Source organism: Mesorhizobium sp. B1-1-7, from assembly GCF_006442705.1.
GTDB classification, from domain to species: domain Bacteria; phylum Pseudomonadota; class Alphaproteobacteria; order Rhizobiales; family Rhizobiaceae; genus Mesorhizobium; species Mesorhizobium opportunistum.
This window is the reverse complement of sequence record NZ_VFWQ01000023.1, coordinates 25,857-42,463: the sequence shown is the minus strand read 5'-3', so window position 1 is coordinate 42,463 and position 16,607 is coordinate 25,857. Positions and strand designations below refer to the sequence as shown.

The 16,607-nt window shown below is 63.7% G+C and carries 13 protein-coding genes; 4 read left to right on the top strand and 9 right to left on the bottom strand.

The features are described from left to right. Positions 1-66: 66 nt before the first annotated feature. The 9 genes from FJ978_RS29195 to FJ978_RS29155 all read right to left on the bottom strand — a co-directional run bounded on the left by FJ978_RS29195 (position 67) and on the right by FJ978_RS29155 (position 11,075). Positions 67-825 (bottom strand): FkbM family methyltransferase, encoded by a 759-nt coding sequence (locus FJ978_RS29195; RefSeq protein WP_140576152.1) that lies wholly within the window; start codon positions 823-825, stop codon positions 67-69. After that, positions 822-2,054, bottom strand: coding sequence for a DUF2029 domain-containing protein (locus FJ978_RS29190; protein ID WP_140576151.1), 1,233 nt, complete (start codon positions 2,052-2,054; stop codon positions 822-824). Before FJ978_RS29190 ends, FJ978_RS29195 begins: the two co-directional genes overlap by 4 nt. Positions 2,055-2,076: 22 nt before the next feature. Further along, positions 2,077-3,507: an aspartate aminotransferase family protein gene (locus FJ978_RS29185; RefSeq protein WP_181176833.1), complete on the bottom strand. Its 1,431-nt coding sequence runs from the start codon at positions 3,505-3,507 to the stop codon at positions 2,077-2,079. A 96-nt stretch (positions 3,508-3,603) separates the two neighbouring features. Next, the gene (locus tag FJ978_RS29180) at positions 3,604-4,611 is read right to left on the bottom strand and encodes an NAD(P)-dependent oxidoreductase (protein WP_140576148.1); all 1,008 of its coding nucleotides are present in this window, start codon (positions 4,609-4,611) and stop codon (positions 3,604-3,606) included. Next, positions 4,608-5,039 (bottom strand): EamA family transporter, encoded by a 432-nt coding sequence (locus FJ978_RS29175; protein WP_140576146.1) that lies wholly within the window; start codon positions 5,037-5,039, stop codon positions 4,608-4,610. The genes FJ978_RS29180 and FJ978_RS29175 overlap by 4 nt, the downstream gene beginning before the upstream one ends. Positions 5,040-5,163: 124 nt before the next feature. Beyond that, on the bottom strand, positions 5,164-6,513 hold the full coding sequence (locus FJ978_RS29170) for an FAD-binding oxidoreductase (RefSeq protein WP_140576144.1): 1,350 nt from the start codon (positions 6,511-6,513) through the stop codon (positions 5,164-5,166). 2 nt (positions 6,514-6,515) lie between these two features. Continuing rightward, positions 6,516-7,949, bottom strand: a complete 1,434-nt coding sequence (locus FJ978_RS29165) for a UbiA family prenyltransferase (RefSeq protein ID WP_140576143.1) — start codon at positions 7,947-7,949, stop codon at positions 6,516-6,518. A gap of 227 nt (positions 7,950-8,176) precedes the next feature. Beyond that, positions 8,177-8,440, bottom strand: a complete 264-nt coding sequence (locus FJ978_RS29160) for a hypothetical protein (RefSeq protein ID WP_013894953.1) — start codon at positions 8,438-8,440, stop codon at positions 8,177-8,179. A 145-nt stretch (positions 8,441-8,585) separates the two neighbouring features. Further along, positions 8,586-11,075: a mechanosensitive ion channel family protein gene (locus FJ978_RS29155; protein WP_140576142.1), complete on the bottom strand. Its 2,490-nt coding sequence runs from the start codon at positions 11,073-11,075 to the stop codon at positions 8,586-8,588. Positions 11,076-11,273: 198 nt separating this feature from the next. Between FJ978_RS29155 and FJ978_RS29150 the strand changes: the two genes are divergently transcribed. From FJ978_RS29150 to FJ978_RS29135, 4 genes are read left to right on the top strand one after another with little or no spacing between them, the layout of a single operon-like run. Then, on the top strand, positions 11,274-12,533 hold the full coding sequence (locus FJ978_RS29150) for a sarcosine oxidase subunit beta (protein ID WP_140576140.1): 1,260 nt from the start codon (positions 11,274-11,276) through the stop codon (positions 12,531-12,533). A gap of 25 nt (positions 12,534-12,558) precedes the next feature. Next, positions 12,559-12,855 carry a sarcosine oxidase subunit delta gene (locus FJ978_RS29145; RefSeq protein ID WP_140576139.1) on the top strand — a complete coding sequence of 99 codons (297 nt, stop codon included), beginning with the start codon at positions 12,559-12,561 and terminating at the stop codon, positions 12,853-12,855. Continuing rightward, on the top strand, positions 12,852-15,875 hold the full coding sequence (locus tag FJ978_RS29140; protein WP_140576137.1) for a sarcosine oxidase subunit alpha: 3,024 nt from the start codon (positions 12,852-12,854) through the stop codon (positions 15,873-15,875). Before FJ978_RS29145 ends, FJ978_RS29140 begins: the two co-directional genes overlap by 4 nt. Then, positions 15,868-16,455 (top strand): sarcosine oxidase subunit gamma, encoded by a 588-nt coding sequence (locus FJ978_RS29135; RefSeq protein ID WP_140576135.1) that lies wholly within the window; start codon positions 15,868-15,870, stop codon positions 16,453-16,455. The genes FJ978_RS29140 and FJ978_RS29135 overlap by 8 nt, the downstream gene beginning before the upstream one ends. Positions 16,456-16,607 lie beyond the last annotated feature (152 nt).

The following is a 16,607-nucleotide window of genomic DNA, read 5'->3' as shown; positions in this document are numbered from 1 at the left end:
TACCGCCTGTTTGCGACACGCCGCTGGTGCGGCGCGACCCCTACATGATCTGGAGAATCGTGACCCTCAGGCGAAGGCCCAGACATCCTCGGCCTGGAACCCGACCTGGTAGCCCGCCGTCTTCAGCTTGACCACGACCTGGCCGATCTCCGAGGCCGGCAGTGCGCCGACCTCGACCTTGATCATGCCCGGACGATAGCGCTTGAGATCGAGCTGTTCGAAGACGACCCAGTCGGCGCCTTCGCAATCGACGAGGAAGGCGTCGATATGGCTGATGCCGTTGCGATCGAGCAGCGTCTGCAGCGTTTCCGACGGCACCTCGATATCCCGAAGGTGCGGTGCGAACTTGTTGAAGTTGGCGTCGGCCTCGCCCCAGGCATTCTTGCCCGACATCAGATTGGTGTCGGTGACCGACGAGCAGCCGATGAACTCGATCGGCAGCGTGCCGGCTTCGAGCGCCGCGGCATCGAAAGTGTGAACGGTGATCGTGCCCTTGGCTTTTGTGACAGCCACCGGCTCGATGATGAAGCGGCCCGTGTCGGGATAGTTGGCGCGCAGCCGCTTCTGATTGTACGGGATCGGCTCGACCAGCATGGCGCGCGCGCCGGCAATCCTGTGCAGCCAAGGCGTCACGTCATCGAACAGCGCGCCGTCGCAGGCGCCGACATTGACCATCTGGAACGGCCGTCCTGCCCCGCCGAAGCGTGCTTTCAGCGCCGCCTTGGCGAGGAATTTCGTGCCGCGCAGCGACGGTCCGCGATCGAGCAGACCTGCCGGAAGACCGAGCGACAGCGCGATGCGTGCCAGGCTGGATAGCGAACTCATGGCTTGTCTCCGGGAACGATTTGCAGCGCCTCGCGATGCTGGCTGCGGGCAATAGCTGCCCACAGTGCCATGAACGGCGTTGCCAGCAGCAGGAATGGCGGGATCAGATGCGGGAAATAGATCCGCGTGTCGTGGATCGGGAAGACGGTGAACTTCGCCAGCGCGCCAAGCACTAGTGCGGCGAACAGGATGCCGGCACGGCGGTCGAGGTGGAAGCCGGCACGGCTCGCCGCATACCAGCCCGCCAGCGCCAGCACCGAAACGCCGACCCAGCTGTTCAAATTGACGGCGCGCAGCAGCGACGCGGCGAACGCCCTGAGATAGGCGATGACCGAGAAGGCCGGCTCGAACCCGTCCATATTATAGTGCTGTTCGATGCTGGAGAACCAAAGATGCGGCCACCAGCCGGGATGATGGGCCCAGTGCGAAATGGCGAAATAGGCAACGAAGGACGCGGCGAAGCCGGCCAGCGCGCCCCATGCCTTCTGCCGGAAGACGACCAGCAGCACCGCGAAAACAGCAAGGAAAACAATATTGTCCGGCCGCACAATGAAGGCGAGAAAGAGCAGGACCGCCGTCGCCGCCTCGCGGCCCCTGATGTAGGCGTAGAGCCCACCGAGCAGCAGCGCCGACGTCAGCAGGTCCGGCGTCGAGGCACGTGCCGCATCGCCGAAATCGGCCATGATCAGCACCGCGCCGACCACCGGCGCCAGGGCCAACGCGTTTTGCGAACGCAGCCAGAGCAGCGTGATCGCGCCGAACAGCAGCACCGAGAACACTTGCACCAGGCGCATCGCCTCGACCGGCGACATCACCGAGCTCAGCGTCGACAGGATCTCGGCATAGAGGAACTTGATCCGGTACATGCCGAGCAGCGAATGGAAGTCGGCGGCATTCTCCGTCATGTGGCTGCGGAAGCCGCCGCCATCGTCGGTCAGCGTCTTGTAGTCGCCGGCCGACACGTCGGATTTGACGGTGCTGTAGGCATAATCATGCAGTGCCTGCGCGTCGGAATAGGTGCCTTCCTCCGATATTGCGAGATAGGGCAGCATGTCCCAATTGGCGTCGGGCATCACCCATGCCGTGAACGCCGTCAAAAGGATGTAGAGCGCGAAGGCCGCCGCGCCGATCGGGGCTGCCAGCCGCGCATAGGTCCCCTCGCCCCACGCCAGGCCAGCCTCGGTGAGCCGGTCGAGCTGGTTTTGCGGAGCGGGCGACTTGGTCAGCATGGTCTACTCAGCGCGCTTCGTTTTAGCGGACTTGGCTTTTGACGAAATCCTTCACGATTCCGGCGATGCCACGCGACAACAGGCTGTCGAAGGCATCGACGAAGCGGTCGACATGCTCGCGCTGGCAGATCAGCGGCGGCTCGAGCCGGATGACGTTACGGTTGTATTCGGTAAAGGCGACCAGCACATCATAGTCGCGCAACAACAGTGCCCCCACGAAGCCGGACAGCGAGCCCTTCAGCTTGTCGTCGAGCACGCTGACGATCGGGCGCAGCACCATCGGTAAGGTCTGCGAGAAATCGTGGAACTCAAGCCCGACCATGAAGCCCTTGCCACGCACATCCTTGATGATCTTGGGATATTTGTCCTTGAGCGCTTGCAGGCGCGTGAGCAAATAATCGCCGATGATGGCGGCGTTGTCGATCAGCCCCTCGTCATAGAGCACGTTGAGGCCCTCTATCGAGGTGACGCAGGCTTCACCCATGCCGCCGAAGGTGGCCATGGCATGGATCATTGCCGTCTTCGGCGTGCCGTAGGCCTTCATATAAACCTCGCGGCGCGCGATCATGGCGCCGACCGCCGCCTTGCCGCCACCGAGCGACTTGGCCAGCGCCGTCACGTCGGGCACCACGCCGTAATGCTCGAAGGCGTAGAACCGGCCCGAGCGGCCATAGCCGCACTGCACTTCGTCGGCAACCCACAGCACGCCGTACTGGTCGCACAGCGCGCGCAGCTTCTGCCAGTACTCGGCAGGCGCCTGAATGATACCGCCGCCACCCTGGATGGTTTCGAGCACGATGACGCCGACCTCCGGATCGGAGCGGAACAGGCGCTCGACCGCGTCGATGTCGGCAAAGGGAATGCGCACCGTATTGTCCGCCATCTTGAAGTCGGCGCGGTAGAGCTGCCCGTCGGTGATGCCGAGCACGCCCTTGGTCTTGCCGTGAAAGGAATTCTCGGCATAGACGATCTTCGGCCGCTTGGGGCCTGCGGCGCGCTCGGCGAGTTTCACCGCCGCTTCCATGGCCTCCGAGCCGGACGAACCCAGGAACACCATGTCGAGATCGCCGGGCGAGCATTTGGCGAGGTTGTGCGCCAATGCCGCCGCATATTGCGACATGAAGGCGATGGCGATTTCCTGGCGCTTCTCCTCCTGGAATTTTTTGCGCGCCTCCAGGATGCGCGGATGGTTGTGGCCGAAGGCCAGCGACCCGAAGCCGCCGAAGAAATCGAGAATCTTGCGGCCGTTCTGGTCGATGTAGAACATGCCCTCGGCGCGCTCGATCTTGATCTTGTGGAAGCCGAGCAGCTTCATGAAATGCAGTTGGCCGGGATTGAGATGCGCCTTGAACAGGTCGGTCATTGCCGCGACGTCCATCGCCTTGGCCTGCTCGACGCTGATCAGGTCGGGCTTGGCGATGGTGGCGGGCGACAGCGCCGGCGCGTTGACCATGGTACGCGTGTTCGTCTGTTCGGGCTTGGCCATGACGGTCATTTCAATCTCCTGTCCGCGCTGACGACCATTGTCGTGCGCCATAAAACTGTTCGGCTATTCGGCGGGCACATGGTTGGTGGCGACGGCATGCCCGGCCTTCTTGGCGCGGTACTCGCTGTAGGCGGCGATCAGCATGTCTTCGTCGCGATATTGCGGCACCCAACCGAGTTGCCGCTCGGCCTTGGACACGTCGAGCACGCACTCCTCGTCCGCGATCAGATACTGCTCCGGATCCATGATCGGCATATTCATGAGATCGAGCAGATCGAGCGTGCGCTTGACCGCCCACCCCGGCGTCGGGATCAGGATCGATTTGGAGCCTGCATGCCTGATCAGGTCGCCAAGCAGCTTCTTGACCGGCGGCGGATTGAGCGAGCCGAGATTATAGGCCTCGTTCGGCACGCCGGCTTTCCAGGCCGCGCGGGCAGCTTCCGCGCAATCGAAAACTGAAATGAACTGATAGGGGTTCCTGCCCGAGCCGATCATCGGCACCGGAAAATTCCAGTCGATCAGCTTGAACAGTTTTTCCAGGATGCCGAGCCGGCCAGGCCCGATGATCAGGCGGGGGCGAAACAGCGAGATCGACATGCCGCGCATGCGCCAAACGGCTGCCAGTTCCTCGGTCTTCTGCTTCGACCAGCCATATTCGCCGAGCGGCGCGACCGGATGGTCCTCGGTCATCGGCTGGGTGACCGTGTGGCCGTAGATCATGTCGGTCGTGTAGTGGACGAGCTTGGGCGCGCCGGCTCTGTCCATGGCCTGCATGATGTGTTCGGTGCCGTTGAAATTCACCGGAAAGAAGAAATCGTGCCGCTTGGCGCGCACCTGGATCGGCGACAGCATCTTGGCCGACAGATTGTAGACCATGTCGCCGGCCTTGAGCCCGACAGCAGCGACCGACGCCGGATCGGTGACGTCGCACGTGACGAAGCGGACGTTGCGGTAATGCGCAAGGTCGCTTTTGATGATGTCGGCAACGACAACCTCTTCGCCATCGGCCACAAGCTTGGGCGCAAGGTGGCGGCCAACGAAGCCGTCACCACCAAAGATAACATGTCTCATCGAACGGTCTCGCTGTGAATCCTGTCGGACGAAAGGGAAGCCGTTTCCTCTTCGTGCCCGCGACCACTTTGCGCGATCAGCACAGTGCCGACGCAGATGAAGCCGATGCCGGCGATGCGCCAGCCGTTGAGGTCCTCGCGGAAGACGAAATAGGCGAAGATGGCGACGGCGACATAGGCGAGGCTGAGGAAGGGATAGGCAAAGGAAAGCTCGACCTTGGACAGCACATAGAGATGCGAGGCCATGGAAATCACGAAAGTGCAGAGCCCCAGGAACACCCATGGGCTGAAGACGATCTGCAGCAGCTTGACCAGCGGGTTGGCACCCTCGAACGAGATCGGCCCAAGCGACATCATGCCCTGCTTCAGCATGAGCTGCGCAGCGGCATTGGTCATGACCGTAAATAGAATGAAGACGATATATTTCATGTCAGCGCGCCCGCCCCGTGACGTGGAGTAATACAAATCCCAAAAGATTTCGTGAACTCACAAGAGTGTTTTGAGTAAATCTTGGCGTTAACCATTCGATAACCATGAGCCATTCAAATTTTATCTATTCGGCAGCCTCGGCGCCACGCCGCCGCAGGTCGATGCTCCCAGCCGTGCGCGCCCAGAAATCAGACATGAAGGCAGGGTCGCGCAGCGCTTCCAGCCGCGGCCAGTCCGGGAAGGAGGCGGCGAAGGTCGCAGCCGCCATGCGCGCATCCTTGTAAGGGTTGACCGCCCCTCCGGCCGCGATGGTGATGCGGTCGAGTTCGCCGAGCAGGGCAAGCGTCGCCGCCCCCCTGTTGGGGAAATCCAGCGTCAGCGTATAGCCCGGCCGCGGAAACGACAGCAGTGCCGGCGAGCGGACCGCGCCGAAGCGCTTCAGTACGGTCAGGAAAGATCCCTGCCCGGCCCGCCTGGCGGCGGCGAGCAATTCCGGCACGACGATGCGCGCGGCCTCCTCCGGCACCACGCTCTGGTGCTGGAACAGTCCATTGGGGCCATAGAGCCGGTTCCAGTCGCGCACGCCATCGAGGGGGAAGAAGAAACCCTGGTAACCGCTCTGGCGCGGCGCTGTCGCCCGGCCCTTCTTCCACCGATAGGCGGCGTTGAAAACGGTCAGGAACGGCCGGTTGAGCACGTTGAAGGGCGGCTGGAACGGCACCGACAGATTGCCGCCGGCCCGCGCGGCCGTATGCGAGCCATGCTCGGCGTGGTTGCCGGTAAACAAAAGGCCGCGCCCGCTGCGGCGGCCGCCCGCGAGCTGATCGATCCAGGCCACGGCATATTCATTGGCCTGATCCGCCGCCTCGGCGATATCGAAGAATTCGCCGAGGTCGCGAAACGGCGTTGCCTTCTCGACGATGTCGAGCGAAGGAACCCGCATCAGCCGGATCGAGGCCGACAGGATCAGGCCGGTGAGCCCCATGCCGCCGATGGTCGCCGCAAACAGGCGCGGATTGTCGGTGGCCGAGCAGCGATAGGTCTTTGCGTCGGATCGCAGCAGCATGAAACTCTCCACGTGGCAGCCGAACGTACCGCGCCGGTGATGGTTCTTGCCATGCACGTCATTGGCGATGGCGCCGCCAAGCGTGACGAATTGCGTTCCCGGAACCACTGCCGGAAAGAAGCCGTGGGGTGCTGCGTGCGCGATGATTTCGGACAACAACGCGCCGGCATCCGCTTCGAGCACGCCGGTCATGGCGTCGAAGCCGCGAATGCGGTTCAGGCATCGCATGTCGACCACCGCGCCGGCCTGGTTCTGGCAGGAATCGCCATAGGAACGGCCATTGCCATAGGCAAGCAACGAGGTTTCGCCGGCGTGACCGGCCTTCAGCAACGCGATGGCATCGTCGGGCTGGATCGCCCTTGGCGCCGGCGGCGTGGCAAGGCCAAAGCTGCGGAAGCGTTCAGCCATGCCTACCAGCCCCCGATGACCAGCAGCACCGCGCCAATCAGCACCACGATCTGGCTGCGCCAGTCGCGGATGATGAAGACGACCGGATCGTCATGCATTTCATCGCGACGCGCCAGGATCCAGACCCGCATGGTGAGATAGAGCACGATCGGCGCCAGCGGCCAGATCAGCCATGGATGCGGATAGAGTTCGCGCACCGCGACGCTGTCCATGTAGAGCGCCAGCACCAGAGCAGAGGAGAAGGCCGAAGCCATGCCGGCCTGGGCGATGATCTCCTGGTCCTCGGTGCGATAACCCCGTCCGGCAATGCGCTCGCCGGGTGGAATGGCGGTGGTGCGCAATTCGACGAAACGCTTCACCAGCGCCAGCGACAGGAAGAAGAAAATGGAGAAGGCGAGCAGCCAGAACGAGACGTCGACGCCGGTCGCGGCCGCGCCGGCGATCACCCGGATCGTGTAGAGACCGGCAAGCGTCAGCACGTCGACCAGGAGCATGCGTTTGAACGACAGCGAATAGGCCGTCGTGATCACCATGTAGCCGCCAAGCACGGCGAGGAATTCGAGCGACAGAAAGAGCCCGGTGCCGATGCCGATCGCCAGCAGCACCGCGATAGCCCCAAGACCGAAGGGGATCGACAGCGCGCCGCTGGCGAACGGCCTGTTGCGCTTGGTGGCGTGCTTGCGGTCGAGCGCCAGGTCGAAGAAGTCGTTGAGGATGTAGATCGCCGACGCCACCGCACTGAACGAGACGAACGCCAGCAGGCATTCCCAGATCATGTTGGAATTGAAATATTCGTGCGACAGCACCATCGGTACGGCGATCAGCGAGTTCTTCAGCCACTGGTGCACGCGCAGCATCTTGACGACGGTCCGCAATGTCGGCTTCGGCGCCGGCATCGTTTCGGCGCTACGCGCCGCCTGCCAGCGTGCGGCGTGACGGTCGGGTGCGACGACAATCGCATTGCGCGCGGCGTCGAAGACCTGGAGGTCGTGGCGGCTGTTGCCGGCATAGTCGAAACCGCCGTCGCCATAGGCTGATATCAGCGAGGCGCGCTTCCTGCCCGCGGTGAGATTGTCGAAACCGTCGGTGGCCAGCACCCGGTCGAAAATGCCGAGATGTGCCGATATGGCGTCGGCGAATTTGCGCGGCGTGCCGGTCGCCAGCACGATCTTGCGGCCCTCGGCATGTTCAGCGCGAAGGCGGTTGAGCAATAGCTCACGATAAGGCAGCGACGCGGGATCGATATCGATGCGTTGCGCGATCGCCTGCTTCAGCCGCGCCGGCCCGCCAGCCGCCCAGAACGGCACGAGGAAGATATAGAGCGGGTTCTTCTTGAGAAGGATGAACAGTCCTTCCCACAACAGGTCGGTTGCGATCAGCGTACCGTCGAGATCGACCGCAAGCGGTATTGCGTTCCTGTCCGACCGCGCATCCATGTACGTCCTGCCCCTGCCGCCATTTGATCCGGGAAACCGGAATCTCGTTGAGCGCCGTGTTCCGGCGTCTTGGGGCTGGTATAGCGGGGTATGGCGTAGCGAACGTTAAAACGCACGGTTGTGGGCGGCTGTCGCGGTGGTATTTCCGGCGTCATTGTTAAGCAACCGCTACCGGAAACGATAAAAGGCCGGACAAATGCCCGGCCTTTCCAATCACGCCGCCAGGATTACTTGATGCGGGCGACGCCGCCGGAGATCTCGACGGTTTCCGAACCCGTCAGCGCTTCGAGGTCGCCATTGGGCAAGGTGACGAAGCAGCCATTCTGGCAGAATTCGACGGTTTCACCGCCGGCCAGCGCAAGATCGGTCTTGCTGCCGCCTTCCGTCACGATCAGCGTGCGGGTCTCGGCGTCCTTGTTGACCGCGCTTGCGGCATGGGCCCAGCCGCTCACGGCGAACAGGGCGACGGCAGCGACGAGAGACTTCCACATTTGCAATATCGGTGTTCCCACCGCCTCTGTTGCATTACGCAAGGCATTTTCGCCTTTGCATGGGAGCTTATATGAGATGGAAGCTGAACCGCAACTGAATGCCGCATTCATGCCGCAATTGGCTTCGGCTTCGCCGGCTTCCGGTCTAATCAGGATCCGGCTTGCGCAGCTTGCGTCCTGATTTGGCGAGCTTTTTCGCCTCGGCCGCGGCCTCCACCTTGGCCTGTTCCTGCTCGGCGAAGTCGGCCTCGATCTTGTCGTCGTCGGTCGGCCAGGCCTTGGGCTTGTGGGCCTCGACGACCGCACGCGGTGTCGAGGGGATTTCGATATGCTCGCCATTGAATTTTTCCAACACGGCGAAACGAATGTCGTTCTGCACGGCGCTGCCGTTCATAATATCGGCCAGGAACACCCGGATTTCGAATTCCAGCGCGGCGGCACCGAAGTTGGAAAACAGCACGAAGGGCTCGGGATTCTTGAGCACCAGCGGATGGCTGCGAGCGATCTCCAGCAGGACGGCATGCACCTGCTTGACGTCGCTGCCATAGGCGACACCGACCTTGACCTCGACACGGCCGAGCTTGTTGCGGTGCGTCCAGTTGCCGACGGCGTTGTTGATCAGGTTGGAATTGGGCAGGATCACCGACTGCCGCTGGAAGGTCTCGATCTCGGTGGCGCGCACGCTGATCTTCTTGACCGTGCCGCTGACATCGCCGGCGACGATCCAGTCGCCGACCTTGAACGGCCGCTCGGCCAGCAGGATCAGGCCGGAGACGAAATTGGACACCACGTTCTGCAGGCCAAAGCCGATACCGAGGGAAAGCGCACCCGCGACCAGCGCCAGGCTGGAGAGGTCGATCCCGGCGGCCGAGATGCCGACCAGCGCCGCCAGCGCGACGCCGGCATAGCCGACCGCCAGCCGGATCGAGTTGCGCACCCCGGTATCGACCTTGCCGCGCGCCATGACCGAGCCGTCGAGCCAGCCCTGGAACCAGCGCGTCAGGAAATAGCCGATGACGAAGACGACGATGCCCGAAAGGATGCCGGTGACCGAAATCGTCACCGAGCCGATGTTGATCCCTGTCGCGAGCTTGTAGGCCCAGGCCTGGATGTCGCCGGGCTGGAACCCCCACATCAACAGGATCAGCGGCAGGAACACCAGCACGATCAACAGGTTGATGGCGATGCTGACAACGAGGCCGAGCTGGTCGAGCGCGGTGTCGTCGTAGCTGGAATTGGCCGACAGCCAGCGGCCGACGAATGTATTGGCGAAAGCGCCCTCCTCGCCGATCGCCTGCGCCGACAGGAAGCCGATATAGGCGGTGATCAAGGCTGTGCCGGTGACCACCACCTGCAGTGAGACGAACAGCGCAAGGCCAATATAGCCGAGCAAGGCGGCTATGATGGTGAACAGGCCAAGGCCCAGCGACAGGTAACGCAGCCATGCCGGCCATGGCCGCCAGCTTCCGTCGCGCGCCTTGAACGGCCGCAGCATCGCCATCAGGATTAGGATGATGCCGACGACGATGGTGGCGACAAAACTGCGCGCGATGGTCAGCGACAGCGGCGAGCCCATCTTGTCGTTGATCACCGACAGGAAGGTGTTGACGCTGATGACCACAGCCATAGCGGTGGCCAGGCGCACCAGCCAGCGCGCCGGCCCGGTTTCGACCGGGATCAGGCGCCAGTTCGGCAGCCGCGGCTCCAGCGCCGCATTGGTCAGCCGGTTGACGCAGAACACCACGCCGATGACGGTCGCCAGCGCGTTGAGGAAGAGCCCAATGTCGCCGCGCAACACATTGTAATAATTGAAAAAGAAAATTGTCGATCCAAGAAAGGCGGCTACCGCCAGTGTCGGCAGCAAGGTCGACCAGAAGGCCACCGACAAGCGGCTGAGATAGGATGGGTCTTCATTGGTGGGGTCGGCTTCGAACACCCGCCCGAACAGGCGCCTGCCGCCGACCAGCAGCACCAGCGCCAGGCCGAGCGCCACGAAGGTTGCCGCCAGGATCGCCTGGAACTTGAACTTGAAGGCAAAGCTCAGCCAGGACGACACCGCCTTGTAGAAATTGCCGAACTCGTCGCGGGCGTCGGAAAACACCTGCGGGCTCAGCGCGTCCGACAGCACGTAGCGCTTGGTCAAAAGATTGCGGAACAGCTCGCTGCGCATGTTGCCGATCTTGTCGATCAGCCCGCTGATGCGGATCGACAGCGCCTGGGCCTGCGAGATGACAGCGTTGATCTCGGCCTTTTCGGATGTCAGCGCCTGGCGTTCGGCACTGACGATATCGGGCTCTTCCGGCTGGCCGGCGGCCGGTGCCGGGCCAAGCTGCTCCAGACGGGCGTTGATCTCGCCAAGGCGCGTGCGGAAGGCCAGCGCGCTGTTCAGCGATTGCCGTGACAATTCCTCCAGCTGCAGGCGGATATCGACAAGGCTGCTATCGTCCTCGCCATTCTGCTGGGTCTGCTTTTCGAAACTGTCGGTCTTGGTGGTCAGGCCCTGGATGATCTTCTGCTGGTCGGCGACCAATCCGGCGGGTGCCTGGCCGACGCCCTGAGCCGCCGCGTCGAACGTCGGCGGCGCCGAGACGACCAGCATGAGAACCATGATGAGGCGAAGCAATCGGAAAAGCATGATTTGTGGGCGACTCATGGACGGCAAAGGCAATTTGAAAGCCTGTCCTTGATAAAGACGGCCATATCATGGGGCAAGCCGTCGCGTCGGAGCGTTGACAAAGGCGTCGGCCAGTCGAAAGGCCATGGCGCAATATTGGCTTTGCGCGTGCGGCCTGCTCTATAGTCTGCCGCATCGCCCGAACCGGACAACATGCACATGGCAGAGTACTCGGCCCTTTCGCTGCTCGCGAACGCGCTCAAGGGAAACAAGGACTGGAAACCGGCCTGGCGCAAGCCGGACCCGAAGGCGTCCTACGATGTCATCATCGTCGGCGGCGGCGGCCATGGGCTGGCAACCGCCTACTACCTTGCCAAGGAGCACGGCATCACCAATGTCGCGGTGCTGGAAAAGGGCTGGCTCGGCTCCGGCAATGTCGGCCGCAACACGACGGCCGTGCGCTCGAACTACCTGCTGCCGGCCAACACCCGTTTCTACGAACATTCGATGAAGCTGTGGGAGAACCTCTCGCACGAACTCAACTACAACGTCATGTTCTCGCAGCGCGGCTGCCTGAACCTGGCGCACACGCCGGCCCAGTTCGACGACTACGCAAGGCGCGGCAACGCCATGCGCCATCTCGGCGTCGATGCGGAGCTGATGACGCCGGCCGAGATCAAGCGCCTGATCCCGGCGCTCGACATCTCCGGCGATGCGCGCTTCCCCGTGGTTGGCGGCCTGATGCAACGGCGTGCCGGCACCGCCCGCCACGATGCCGTCGCCTGGGGCTATGCGCGCGGCGCCGACCGGCGCGGTGTCGACATCATCGAGAATTGCGAGGTCACCGGCTTCCTGCGCGATGGCGACCGCATCACCGGCGTCACCACCTCGCGCGGCGACATCCGCGCCAAGAAGGTGGCGGTCGCGGTGGCCGGCAGCACGGGCCGGGTCATGCAACTGGCCGGCGTCGGGACGATGCCGATCGAAAGCCATGTGCTGCAGGCCTTCGTCACGGAATCGCTGAAACCCTTCATCGACACCGTCGTGACCTTCGGCATGGGGCATTTCTACATGTCGCAGTCCGACAAGGGCGGCCTTGTCTATGGCGGCGACATCGACGGCTACAACAGCTACGCGCAGCGCGGCAACCTGCCCGTCGTCGACGAGGTGATGAGCGAGATGCTGGCGCTGTTCCCGGGTCTTGCCCGCGTGCGCATGCTGCGCTCCTGGGGCGGCGTCTGCGACATGTCGATGGACGGCTCGCCGATCATAACCACCGGCCCCCTGCCCGGCATGTATCTCAATTGCGGCTGGTGCTATGGCGGCTTCAAGGCGACGCCGGCCTCTGGCTGGACCTTTGCCTGGACCATCGCCAAGGATGAGCCGCACGACTTCAACGCGCCGTTCACGCTCGACCGTTTCCACCGTGGCCTCGTCATCGACGACAAGGGCCAGGGCGCGAACCCCAGGCTTCATTGAGCAAGGCTGCATTAGGTAGAATTGAATGTTGATCACCTGCCCCTATTGCGGCCCGCGCGACGTCATTGAGTTCACCTACCAGGGTGATGGCAACCGCGAACGTCCCGATCCCGCCTCGCAGAATTTCGAGGCATGGAACGCCTATGTCTACGACCGGCTGAACCCGGCCGGCGACCACAATGAGATCTGGCAGCATTCCGGCGGTTGTCGCGCTCATCTGCGCGTCGTGCGCAACACGCTGACGCATGAGATTTCGAGTGTCGCCTTCGTACGCGGCGACCACAGTTCGGCCGCCCGCCGCAAGGCCGAGGACAAAGCATGAGCCCGCGCCGCACCGACACTGGCGGCCGCATCGACCGGCTGAAGACCATCCGTTTCACCTTCGACGGCGTTGCCTATACCGGCCATGCCGGCGATACGCTGGCTTCCGCACTGCTGGCCAAGGGCGTCACTCTTTTCGGGCGTTCGTTCAAGTATCACCGCCCGCGCGGCCTGCTGACCGCCGGTGTCGAGGAGCCCAATGCGCTGGTGACGGTGCTGAAGGGCGAGGTGCGCGAGCCCAACATCCCGGCCACCATGGTCGAGATCCATGACGGCCTGGTCGCCGTCAGCCAGAACCGCTTCCCCTCGCTCGCCTGGGACATCCACGCCGTCAACCAACTCGGCGGCAAGATCCTGTCGGCCGGCTTCTACTACAAGACCTTCATGGGGCCGGTGGTTGGCCCGCTCAAGGGCACGCGCTTCTGGATGTTTTGCGAGCACTTCATCCGCCGTGCCGCCGGCCTCGGCAGCGCCGGATCGGCGAAGGACCCGGCCCGCTACGAACGCATGAACGCCTTTTGCGACGTGCTGGTGGTCGGCTCCGGCCCCGCCGGCCTGATGGCCGCCAAGGCAGCCGCCGATCAGGGCGCCCGTGTCATGCTGGCCGATCTCGAACCGCGTTTCGGCGGTTCGGTCAACTGGTCCGATGAAGCCATCGATGGCGCGCCCGCCGCCGATTGGGCGCGGCGCACCGTCGCCCAGCTCGCAGGCCGCGACAATGTCCGGCTTCTGCCGCGCACCACGGTCTGGGGCTACTACGACAACAACACGCTTGCAGCGCTCGAACGGGTCAGCGACCACAAGGAGCACCCCGCCAAGGGCGAGCCGCGCCATCGCTATTGGGCGATCCGCGCCAGGTCCGTCGTGCTCGCCACGGGTTCCTTCGAACGACCGCTTGTCTTCCCGGGCAATGACAGGCCGGGCGTCATGCTGGCGCATGCGGCCGAGCGCTATGCCAATGAGTTCGGCGTTCTGCCGGGCGAACGGGTCGCCCTGTTCACCAACAATGACAGCGCCTATCGCGCGGCGGTCGCCTTGAAGAAAGCGGGCGCCGCCATCATCGCCATCGCCGACGTCAGGCCCGAGCTTTCGGCCGAGATGCGCAAGCTCGCCGCGGAAGCCGAGGCCGAACTGTTAACGGGCCATGCCGTCGTCGCCACCGAAGGCGGCAAGGCGCTCTCGGGCATCAAGGTTCAACGTTTCGACATGATCACGGGCACGCTGAGCGACGATGCGCGCTCGATCCACGCCGACTGCCTGCTGATGTCGGGCGGCTGGTCGCCGACCATCCATCTCGCCAGCCAGGCCGGCGCCAGGGCGGAATGGAACGCAGCCCGGCAGGCCTTCCTGCCGCCGAAGCCCACACAGAAGGGGCCAACACAACAATGGCCAACACAACAATGGATTGGTGCCGGCGCCTTTACCGGTAGTTTTTCGACGGCCGAAGCCATCGCCGAAGGCCGCGCTGTCGGGCTCACGGCGGCCGGTGGAACAGCCACGCCGCCGCCGTTGCCCACCGTTGAGGCCGCACCTGGCGATCCCGATCCGGCGCCTGTTTTCGAGATCAGGGCCAAGGGCAAGAGTTTTGTCGACTTCCAGCACGACGTGACCGCGGAGGATGTGCGGCTGGCGCATCGTGAAGGCTTCGTCTCGGTCGAGCATCTCAAGCGCTACACCACGCTTGGCATGGCGACCGACCAGGGCAAGAGCTCCAACGTCCCCGGCCTTGCCATCATGGCCGAGGCGCTGGGCAAGCCTATCCCGGAGGTCGGCACCACGCGTTTCCGGCCGCCCTTCGCGCCGGTGTCGATCGGCTCGCTGGCGGCCGAGCGTTTCGGCGACCTGAAGCCTGAACGGCTGACGCCGATGCATGACTGGCACCTCGCCAACGGCGCGACGATGTATTCCGCCGGCCTCTGGTACCGGCCGATGATCTACGGCCATGCCGGCGAGACGGTCGAGCAGGCCTATGTACGCGAAGCCAGGGCGACGCGCGAAAGCGCCGGCATCGTCGATGTCTCGACGCTAGGCAAGATCGCGGTGCAGGGTCCGGATGCCGCCGCATTCCTCGACCGCGTCTACACCAACATGTTTTCGACGCTCGCCGTCGGCAAGGCCCGCTACGGGCTGATGCTGCGCGAGGACGGCTTTGCCTTCGACGACGGCACCACCTGGCGGCTTGGCGAGCAGGATTTCCTGATGACCACCACCACGGCCAATGCCGGCAAGGTGATGCAGCATCTGGAATATTTCCTCGACGTGGTCTGGCCGGAGCTGAAAGTGCACGTCACCTCGGTGACCGATGAATGGGCGGGCGCCGCGATCGGAGGGCCGAAGGCCAGGCAGATCCTTGCCGCTTGCGTCACCGGCACCGCTGTCGACAATGCGACGCTGCCCTTCATGGGCATCGTGCGCGGCGAGATCGCCGACGTTCCGGTGATGATCTGCCGGCTGTCCTTCTCCGGCGAAATGGCCTTCGAGGTCTATTCCGGCGCCGGCCATGGCACGCATGTCTGGGAAGCGCTGATCGAGGCCGGCAAGCCGTTCGGGCTGGTCACCTACGGGCTCGAGGCGCTGGGGACAATGCGCATCGAAAAGGGCCATGTCACCGGCGCCGAGATCGACGGCCGCACCACGGCGCGCGACCTGCATCTCGACTGGATGCTGTCGAAGAAGAAGCCCTTCATCGGCTCGGCGATGATGGACCGCGAAGGCCTGATCGCCGCCGACCGGCTGGAACTGGTCGGCCTGATCGCGCTGGACAACCGGCCGCTCAATGGCGGTGCGCACATCGTCGAGGAGGTTGACGAAGCCAATCCGCACGGCTCGATCGGCCACATCACCGCCTGCTGCTACTCGCCGGCGCTCGGCAAGCACATCGCGCTCGCCCTGGTCAAGGGCGGCAAGGCACGGCACGGCACGCGTGCCCATGTCTCCGATCCGCTGCGCAATCGCTTCGGGCCGGTCGAGATCGTCTCCAACCATTTCTACGATCCGGAAGGGACCCGCATGCATGGTTGAGCGCCAATCTCCCCTTGAGCCGGAGTTTCACACCGGCTCGCATGGCAATTTCGAGCACGGCGTCGAGATCCTCCTGACAGAGACAAGGCCCGGCTCGATCGTGCAGCTCGCCGCATGGCCAGGCGAGGAGAAGAAGCTGATCGCTGCCATCCGCACGGTCACCGGCCTTGCATTGCCCGACGGTGCCGGCGGCGGTCTGAGCGACGGCGTGAAGTCGGTGTTCGGCTTCGCGCCGGGAAAGTTCACCGTGACCGACGAAGCCGAAGGGCTGGCCGCCGCCTTCGCCAAGGCGGTGACACCGGCCATCGGCACGGTGACGGACCTGTCGCATGGCCGCACCGCCATTCGCATCGCCGGGCCGAAGGCCGAATGGGTGCTGGCGAAATTCTTCGCCATCGACTTCGCGCTTCCGGCTTTTCCCATAGGCGCCGGGCGCTCGACCGCACATCACGATGTCTTCGCCCAGATCCAGCGCACCGGCGCCGACGAGTTCGACATCTATGTCTTTCGCTCGTTCGCCCGCTCGTTCTGGAAGGCGCTCTGCCACGCCAGCGAGGAAGTAGGCTACGAGGTGCAGTAGAGCAATTGCTTCTGGCATCAACGCCAGCCGGTTCTGCCGCTAGAGAATCGCGCCGCCAGCGGCCATGGTAGGAAAAACGTGGTCGCCAGATCGACCCAAGGGATAAAAATCCCGTCTCAGACTCGGCGCATTCGTTTGGTTCGAACATCCCC